Origin of the sequence: Rhodopirellula sp. UBA1907, assembly GCF_002337565.1 — a bacterium.
GTDB classification, from domain to species: Bacteria; Planctomycetota; Planctomycetia; order Pirellulales; family Pirellulaceae; genus Rhodopirellula; species Rhodopirellula europaea.
The window spans coordinates 1-8,412 of sequence record NZ_DDGH01000048.1 but is presented as its reverse complement, the minus strand read 5'-3'; the positions used below and the strand labels follow the sequence as shown (position 1 = coordinate 8,412).

At 56.4% G+C, this 8,412-nt stretch carries 8 protein-coding genes and 1 pseudogene; 5 read left to right on the top strand and 4 right to left on the bottom strand.

Features of this window, described 5'->3' with window-relative positions; all coding sequences use genetic code 11:
• Positions 1–241, top strand: a pseudogene (locus tag B2R17_RS09930) (ornithine carbamoyltransferase); the annotation flags it as partial.
• 28 nt (positions 242–269) lie between these two features.
• Here the strand turns inward: B2R17_RS09930 and B2R17_RS09925 are convergent.
• A complete protein-coding gene (locus tag B2R17_RS09925) occupies positions 270–836 on the bottom strand; it encodes a hypothetical protein (RefSeq protein ID WP_286763866.1) in 567 nt (188 codons plus the stop codon).
• 352 nt (positions 837–1,188) lie between these two features.
• On the opposite strand from B2R17_RS09925, the gene B2R17_RS09920 reads away from it, so the two are divergent.
• The 4 genes from B2R17_RS09920 to rpiB all read left to right on the top strand — a co-directional run bounded on the left by B2R17_RS09920 (position 1,189) and on the right by rpiB (position 5,563).
• Positions 1,189–2,313 carry a glycosyltransferase gene (locus B2R17_RS09920; RefSeq protein WP_286763865.1) on the top strand — a complete coding sequence of 375 codons (1,125 nt, stop codon included), beginning with the start codon at positions 1,189–1,191 and terminating at the stop codon, positions 2,311–2,313.
• Between the two features lie 211 nt (positions 2,314–2,524).
• Positions 2,525–3,508 (top strand): lipase family protein, encoded by a 984-nt coding sequence (locus B2R17_RS09915; protein WP_008653416.1) that lies wholly within the window; start codon positions 2,525–2,527, stop codon positions 3,506–3,508.
• 10 nt (positions 3,509–3,518) lie between these two features.
• Positions 3,519–4,547 (top strand): AAA family ATPase, encoded by a 1,029-nt coding sequence (locus tag B2R17_RS09910; protein WP_008653417.1) that lies wholly within the window; start codon positions 3,519–3,521, stop codon positions 4,545–4,547.
• A gap of 542 nt (positions 4,548–5,089) precedes the next feature.
• Entirely contained in the window at positions 5,090–5,563 is a 474-nt protein-coding gene (gene rpiB / locus B2R17_RS09905; RefSeq protein ID WP_008653419.1) for a ribose 5-phosphate isomerase B, read from the top strand.
• Between the two features lie 62 nt (positions 5,564–5,625).
• On the opposite strand, the gene xerC is transcribed toward rpiB, so the two are convergent.
• The 3 genes from xerC to B2R17_RS09890 form a co-directional block, all read right to left on the bottom strand.
• Positions 5,626–6,528, bottom strand: coding sequence for a tyrosine recombinase XerC (xerC, locus tag B2R17_RS09900; protein ID WP_008663901.1), 903 nt, complete (start codon positions 6,526–6,528; stop codon positions 5,626–5,628).
• 28 nt (positions 6,529–6,556) lie between these two features.
• Positions 6,557–6,802 carry a hypothetical protein gene (locus B2R17_RS09895; RefSeq protein WP_231846438.1) on the bottom strand — a complete coding sequence of 82 codons (246 nt, stop codon included), beginning with the start codon at positions 6,800–6,802 and terminating at the stop codon, positions 6,557–6,559.
• A gap of 71 nt (positions 6,803–6,873) precedes the next feature.
• On the bottom strand, positions 6,874–8,166 hold the full coding sequence (locus B2R17_RS09890) for a hypothetical protein (RefSeq protein ID WP_236615467.1): 1,293 nt from the start codon (positions 8,164–8,166) through the stop codon (positions 6,874–6,876).
• Between the last annotated feature and the right edge of the window lie 246 nt (positions 8,167–8,412).

Here is an 8,412-nt window from a genome sequence, read left to right as displayed (position 1 = left end):
CGCTCGACGAGCCGCTTTCAAGAATTTCCAAGTCAATGAACAGCTACTCGAAGCGGCCCCAAAGACCGCTCGAGTGCTGCATTGCTTGCCCGCCGTGCGAGGCGAGGAGATCACCGACGCGGTCATGGATGGTCCACAAAGCGACGTGATTGAACAGGCGGGCAATCGAATGCACGCCCAAAAGGCTCTGATGATTCAGCTCCTGCGACCCGAGTGGATCGCAGAAAACATCAGCGTTTAATGGCCGAAACTTTTCGACCCACCGCTTCCTAACGTCGCGCGAATTGCAATTCGCTCGAAACGAATGGGTTGGTTCGAACTTCACCGGGAGTGAAGCCAGCCGAATTCGAAACAAGCGTTGTGGCGGCTTCGGATTCATCCGACGCGTCGCTGGACTTTTTAGATTCGGCTTTTGCCTTCGTTACCAAATGCGGTGACGATTCACCTGCTTTGCAGATATAAGGATTCGAAACGGGTCCGACATAGCCGCGACGCTGATTGATCGGAGCCACTTGGCTGTGGTAACCAGCACCAGGACTCACCACTGGTGGCGATGCAAACGGGCTGATCCCATAAGGACGGTAGTGACGCGTGCCGTAGTAAACCGGTGGGTTCGTCGCGAAATACGGTGGGTTTGGAATGTTGGATCGATACACCGATCCGTACGGCTGATAGAAACCGTAGGGCTGAAACCCGAACGCATAGGGCGATTGAGCGGACGCTTCTTCGGAGCAGGCCACGCATCCAGCCAGAACGGCGACGCCCAAGAAAATGCGCTGAATCGATCGCTTCAAGCGACTCGAACCTCGCGAAAAGGCAAATTTCTGAGACAACATAGCTGGCTCGCTTTCTCTCATTGAAAGAGGTGTGGTTGGATCAATTGGCAAATGTCGATCGTGAGCACCCCCGTGCACATTCCACCGTAGTCACCATGCCAACCGTTGCAATCCAAACCACCGGCCCGAAGCCGAATAATTCCTCGAATCTGACCCAGATTTTCCCCGCACGTCGCCATTTCGTCGCGACGAGTGATAAACGTGCACCAAAGGATTGCCTGGGAAATCGGCGTGACTTGCCTTTTGCCGGAATGCCTCCCGTGGGTGCCATCGGGCTGGAGTTGTCTGACACGGATGCCCGGCTTGTTACTAAGCTGTTCACGTAAGACTTCCAATCACGCCGACTCCGCCGATGAAAATGAAAATTGCCTGCGTGATTCATTCGCTCGACGGGGGCGGCGCCGAACGCGTGATGGCCGGGCTCGCTTCTCGCCTGGCAGACCGCTCGCACTCCGTCACCCTGATCACACTGGACGATGGAAAACACGATCGGCACGAAGTCGACCCCCGCGTCTCGCGCCATTCCATCAACGTCCTGTCGACGCCAGAGAACACCGTTTCAATCTGGTCCCGAACCCGCCGTCTTCGATCGACCATCGCGGCGGGCAAATTTGATGTGGTGCTTTCGTTTTGTGACGCCACCAATTGGCTAACGTTGTTGGCAACCAGGGGGCTCGGTGTGCCGGTGGTGGTCAGTGAACGAAGCGATCCCAAACATCAATCGCTCGGCCGAGCCCGCGAGTTCTTTCGTCGACAACTTTATCCAAAGGCATACCGCGTGGTGTGCTTGAGCGAGGATGTCGCGGCAACGCTGCAATCACAAACACGTTGTCATACGCTCGTCATTCCGTCCGCGATTGAAGTGCCGAAGGAGTTCCACTCCACCGTCGAACAACGCACCGATAGGGACGCCGACACCGACGAAGAGACTTGCCGTCTTGTCGCAGTTGGAAGACTGGAACATGAAAAGGGCTTGGACCGTTTGATTCGCTGCTTGAGTGAATTGCCAAACGATGCGCCGAATTGGGAACTCACGATACATGGCGAAGGCAGCCAGCGTGGTCATTTGGAAAAACTTGCTCGTGAACTCAAAGTTGATTCGCGGGTCAACCTCCCCGGTTGGACGCGACCGATCTGGCCCGTCTATCAATCCGCCGATTGGTTTGTTCTGCCCAGTCGCTATGAAGGATTCCCATCCGCGTTGCTCGAAGCAATGGCATGCTCCACCGCGGTCTTGACCGTGGACGCTGGTGGTGCGGTTCGTGAAATCATCGATCACGGTCGCAACGGATGGCTTGTCACCAACGATGACGCTGCGTTGCGAGCCGGATTGCTTCATTGCATGGCGTCGCCCAAGTTGCGGGAACGGCTCGCTGCCCAAGCGGGCGAAGTGACGGGCCGTTATGGTTGGCCTGCAATGGTGGACGCTTACGAAGCGTGCTTGCAAGATGCCTGCAAGCATCAGCATCGCGCCTGACCGGTCAAAAAAATGCGTTCTTTGTGAAGCGTACCCGCGACAGCGCCATCGATTGGATTCGCATCATCCCTCCGCACGGTAACAAGTTCGAATATTGTCCGGCAATTCTCGTCCCCGTGTGAATCCAAAGTCATTGCGTTTGTGATGAGAACGCGAAAATCTTGCGTCGCACCAGGTCGAAATTCGCACGCCTATCCCTCTTTGCCAAAGGGTGTGGCACAATGAGGTCGCTGATCTTCTCATTCGAAACGGAGTTATTCAGATGAGCAAACCGTCTGATGCACTGGAACTGAAACCCATCGCTGGCGTTGTCCAGGATCCCAATGAAGTCCCAGTCGTCGTTCACAGCGACGTCAAAGGTGCCATCGACGACATGACGTTCTTGCAAAAGTCGTTGCTGTTCGCCGAGTTGGCAATGGTCGCCTACAACGATGAGCGAGAAGCCACGGTCGCCGCAGCCATGGTTGGCTTTTCCGACGTCACCTTCTTTGATCACGACGGTTCCCAAGCTTACCGGTTTCGCAACGATCACGATTGCGTGATCGCATGCCGCGGTACCGAGCCCAATGAATGGAATGACATTCGTGCGGACGCCAACGCCGCGTCGGTTTTGGCCGAGACGGCGGGCAAAGTCCACCGCGGTTTCAAGACCGAAGTCGACGATCTATGGCCAATGTTGGAAACCGCGTTGGTTGGCAACGAGCAGCCCGTTTGGTTCTGTGGCCATTCACTCGGTGGTGCGATGGCCACCATCTGCGCCGGACGTTGCTACCTGTCTCATATCAAATCCGTGCCGAGTGGATTGTTCACCTACGGAAGCCCTCGGGTGGGTGACAAACGCTACATCAACTACGTCGAATTGCCTCACTACCGGTACGTCAACAACAACGACATTGTGACTCGAGTCCCACCCGCGTGGATGGGATACCGCCACTGTGGAACCGAGGTCTATATCAACCGAAACGGACGAATCGGTCACCTGGGCATGATTCGAAAACGACGCGACCGATGGCACGGATTCCTGCGAGGGCTCAAGCGTTTTCGGGTGGATCACTTCAGCGATCACCCGCTACACAACTACATCGATCCCATCCTGGATGCCGTCCAAAAAGAACAGGATGCAATGGGGCGTGGCGAAAGCGCCGTCGATGCTTCAGACTTGACGGGACAAGATCCCAAAACCGAAGCCTCCTGACGGACACTCCATGAATTCGCCTTCGCCGAATCCATCCGAAGAACGCTCCTCGAAACACTCCGAGTCGGATCGCTTTGCTCGCGAACCGGAAGTGGTTCAAATTGGTGGCGTTGAACTCAAACTCGCTCATCCATACGAGGCCGCAGGCGATTGGATTGGCCAAAACGAATTGCTGATGCAATTGTTGGCCTGCTGGCTGACGGTGGACGAAACCGACATCCCCCTGACGCCGCGTTTGATCGGCTCGCCGGGCGTTGGCAAAACGCAACTCGCGATCGCGGCGACCAAGCGTCAAGGTCTGCCGCTGTATATCTACCAGTGCACCGCCGACACTCGACCGGAAGACTTGTTGATCACCCCCGTGCTCAGTCGCGGTGGTGAGATTGCCTACCATGCTTCGCCCCTGGTCAGTGCGATGATCACCGGCGGCGTCTGCATCTTGGACGAAGGCAACCGGATGAACGAAAAGTCTTGGGCGTCGCTGGCACCGCTTTTCGACACCCGCCGTTACGTGGAATCCATCGTCGCCGGAATCACGATTCCCGCGTCACCTGAATTCCGTTCAGCAGTGACGATGAACCAAGACGAGTCGACGTTTGAAATCCCCGATTACATTCTCAGTCGACTGCAACCAACACTGCAGGTTGGGTTTCCAAACAAACAAGACGAGATGGCCATCCTGCAGTACCACCTGCCGTTTGCCGAACCAGAGATGTTGGCGCTGACCGTCGATTTCCTGCAGCGTTCGCACGAACTGAAACTCGATTTTTCCCCCCGAGACGGTATCAACCTGCTCCGTTTCGCGATCAAACGAATGAAGCAAAACCCGTCGCACCCGGTCGCTCACGATGCCGCCTGGCAGGAAGCCCTCGAAAAGTGCCTCGGCGACGAAGCAGTCGATCTGGAATCACTCGCAGAACGCCGCAAACGCACGCTCGGCGGCGACGCGGTCCCTTTGGGACTAGCAGACCTGTTCTTCGACTCCGATGATCCACTGCATCCCGATCGCGAAGACGAGGACGACGACGATCTCATTTAGAGAGTTTGGTAGACATTGCCCCGGACGGGGACCGTGGATGAATTGCAAAGTGCAAATTTCTAAATGCAAATTGCAAAATGATTCAGGTCTACCAAGCCGCGAGATTTTCACCGATCCACAATTGCCAATTCGCAATGTCCATTTTGTGATTTGCAATCACCCCGCCCGCCATTTCCCACGTGGCAATCACAACAATTCGCCCCGGACGGGGCCGTCGTCCATAGCTCGGGGCGGAAGCCCCGAGAACCATGCCCAAACCCAAACGGTCGCCCCGAAGGGGCCGTCGTGGAGGTGCGGTGGGAAATTGCAAAGTGCAAATTTCTCAATGCAAATTGCAAAGTGATTCAGGTCTACCAAGCCGCAAGATTTTCACCGATCCACAATTGCCAATTTGCAATGTCCATTTTGCAATTTGCAATCACCCCGCCCGCCATTTCCCACCTGGATCTCAAGCCCCGGTTACGAATCGACGCCGAACGACTATCTTGTGGCGTCTTCTTGGCATCTCTTTTTGGCTCGTTCTTTCGTCGGTACTTGGTCCTATGTCGCAAAATGCGGATTCCGTCTCGCCCATTCGCCTGGCTGTTGGTGGCGACCATGCCGGTTTCGCTCTGAAACAACTCGTTGTCGAGCGTTTTGGATCGCAGGTCATCAGCCTGACCGACTGCGGAACCAATGACGAAACCTCCTGCGACTACCCCGATTTCGCTGTCGAAGTCGCCGAGCGAATCAACAGCGGCGAAGCCGATCGTGGGCTGCTGATTTGCGGCAGTGGTGTCGGCGTCAGCGTCGCGGCCAACAAAATCACCGGCATCCGCGCGGCGATCTGTCACGACACTTATTCCGCACGCCAAGGCGTAGAGCACGACGACATGAACGTGCTGTGCATCGGCGGCCGGATCATCGGCAGCGAGCTGGCATTCGAGATCATCTCCTCGTTCCTGAACGCCAAATACACTCCCGAAGAACGCCATCAGCGTCGACTCGACAAGATCCTGGCACTCGAGTGCGACTGAGCCATCGGTGCAGATCGGTTCCGTGAGCTCACGAAATCATTGGCTCATCGCCGAACGCGTTCTCAGGCCGACCGAGGGTGAGCCTTCTCATAAACCTGACGCAGATTTGCTGCACTGACATGCGTGTAGATCTGGGTCGTTGTCAGCGATTTGTGACCCAGCAATTCTTGCACGCTGCGAATGTCCGCGCCGCGATCGAGCAGGTGAGTTGCAAAGGAGTGCCGCAATGTGTGTGGACTGGTCCGCGTATCCAGCTCCGCCTTGGCGATGTACTTCTCGAGCATCCGACCAACGCTGCGAGTCGTCAGGATGTTGCCAAACCGATTGACAAACACGGGCGCCGCTCGGCCAAGCTTTTCAGCCTCAGGCGATCGGCTGCGACGTCCGGCGTAAGCCTGGATCGCTTTGATCGCGTACGAACCCAGCGGACTGATCCGCTCCTTGCGGCCCTTTCCGCGGACTCGGGTGATCCCTTGGGAGAAATCCAAATCACCATCGCGAAGTCCCACCAACTCGCTGACCCGCAGTCCCGATGAATACATCGTTTCCAAGATCGCTCGATCACGAAGTCCCGCTTCGCTGATCGCAGGCGGTGCAACCAAAAGACGGCCGACTTCGTCGCTGGTCAAAACGTGAGGAAGCTTGCGGTTGCTTCGTGGATTCCGCAGCGGCTTGGCCGGATTGCTGCTCGCCATTCCTTCTCGCATGGCGAACTTGAAGAAGCTTCGCAACGAGGCGAGCTTTCTCGAGATGGTCGTGCGAGCGTAGCCGGCTTGTTGAAGTGCAGCTTGAAATTGACGCAATTGCTGTGGCGTCAATGAATCCAGTTGGATGCGTCCCGTCTCGGCTTGTCCGATCCATTCCGCGAACGCGAACAGGTCTTCCCGATACGCTTTGATCGTCAGATCAGACGCATTGCGTTCGGTCGCCATGTACTGCAGAAATCGGGTGATCGCCGTTCGCAAAATCGAGACTCACTGCTGACGGATGGATTCAAACAAAGTCATCAATGGAAAGCGAATCAAACTCTGAGCTCGCCGACACTTCGTCGTCCACCACAACCGTTTCGCGAATTTTGCGAGACAACATCGCAGCGTCATACCACGAGAAATCGAGTTCCGGATTGGCAGCAAAACGTGCCAACTGACGCAGGGTCTCGTCACGGTTCTCGTCGTCGAACAAGAAGATGAAACGTTCTTCGCCTTTGACCAAGGCTAACACGTTGACTTCCTTTTCCATCGTTTGATCGTCCTGAGTGCGAATGTCGCGGGACCGGAGAAACTTCCGCTGGGAGTTTCCCGCGATGCTGCTCAGTATCGGCTCACGGGCCATCGCAGTATGAGGTCGCTTTGGTCACGACCACCCCGCGACTCCAACATTTCGACGATGTGCAAGTGACAACAGAAACGAATGAAATCATCGCTACGTTTGATATAACCCTGCCAAGCCATCCCCCGTGCGTCATCCCCCGTCTCAACGTAGTCTGCCAAACGCTGGGTGAAGTAAGGATCGTCGCCGCGATACAGGCGCGTGTGCGAGATCACGGGATCGTGTTGAACGATCATCGCGGGCGGTGCCATCGCGGGCGGATCGGGAATCAAATCCGTCGGGTCGGGCCAGGCTGGTGGCAGGGGTGCCATGCTGGCGAACGGCTCGGATCCGCAGGCTTCTTCGTACATCACGCCACCGGCATCGACCGAGCCGTCAACGATCACGTCGCCTTCCCAGCCCATGCCTTCTTCTTGCCAACCAGTGCCGTCTTCCCACACGACTTCTTCATCATTGATGGATGGAGCCATCGTGGGACTGATGACTTGGTGCTCGGCCACTTCCGCTTGATAGGAATGATGATCCACCAAGCGAATGACGCCGGCGGATTCGGGACCGGCGGGTGATTCCTCATCACCAAAGGGATCCGTTTCTTTTCGAAGTGGGTTTGAACTGGCAAAGTCAGGCTCCGGTGTCTCGACCTCTTCCGCCGCTTTGTCGACCGGTGTCGCCTGGGGCATTCGTTGTGGGATTTGGGTCTTGAGCTGGCTGCGAGCCAATTCAAATTCAGCTTCCCGAATGATTCGAGCTGGAATTTTCTCTTCGGCTTCGGTCCCCCAAGGCAAACCGTACCCGGGCGGGATCGCGTGAAACCCTTCGTTGGCAGCGTACCAATGGACGGTCATCCCCATTCGCGGCGGATAATAAGCGTCGAAATCAGTGACCGATCCGACGACGATCGCTTCGACATCCATCATCTGTGCGAGCCGTTGAAAATCGGCTCCGACACGAGGTTCACCGTACTGCATCGAATAGGCTCGATACTGCGTCGAGGTGACGCCCACCGGCAACACTTCAAAGCCCGGAATTGCTTGCAAAGCGGCGTAATACGATCGTGCGACTGCCTCGCCGTCCACGTTGGGCTGGTGGCTTTGGTTGTAGAAAGGCAGCACCGCGACCCGTTTCATTTGCGGGAAGGGGTTGTGCAGCGTGTCTCGCTGACGCGTTTCCGGAACCAGCGTGCATCCACTCAACAGCGATACACTCAGACACACCCACACCATCGTGGTGCGAGTCCAAGCGGACGCGAGCAAGAATGTCATTTGGCGAGCCATGTGTTTCACGATCGACCCCTCGGTCACCGCGCAATGTCTCCACCCCCACAACTCTCATCGGCCCACCGCCCCCATTTCTTCACTCCAATCCGAAGAATTTCGCTCTTTCTCCTGAAACGAATAGTCGGGCAACTTGCTCCGTCACGCCAGCTCCGAACCAGGAATCGGCGGCATCCGGCGAGACCAACATCCACACCTCAAAAAAGGCCGCACTGCTCACGCTGAGCGCACCTTGCGGTTTGCGTG

Bases quoted from the DNA above. Each gene is read 5' to 3' on its own strand.
- rpiB (WP_008653419.1), top strand. From the start codon at position 5,090: ATGTCGCAAAATGCGGATTCCGTCTCGCCCATTCGCCTGGCTGTTGGT.
- B2R17_RS09890 (WP_236615467.1), bottom strand. From the start codon at position 8,166: ATGGCTCGCCAAATGACATTCTTGCTCGCGTCCGCTTGGACTCGCACC.
- B2R17_RS09910 (WP_008653417.1), top strand. From the start codon at position 3,519: ATGAATTCGCCTTCGCCGAATCCATCCGAAGAACGCTCCTCGAAACAC.
- B2R17_RS09895 (WP_231846438.1), bottom strand. From the start codon at position 6,802: ATGGAAAAGGAAGTCAACGTGTTAGCCTTGGTCAAAGGCGAAGAACGT.
- B2R17_RS09920 (WP_286763865.1), top strand. From the start codon at position 1,189: ATGAAAATGAAAATTGCCTGCGTGATTCATTCGCTCGACGGGGGCGGC.
- B2R17_RS09925 (WP_286763866.1), bottom strand. From the start codon at position 836: ATGTTGTCTCAGAAATTTGCCTTTTCGCGAGGTTCGAGTCGCTTGAAG.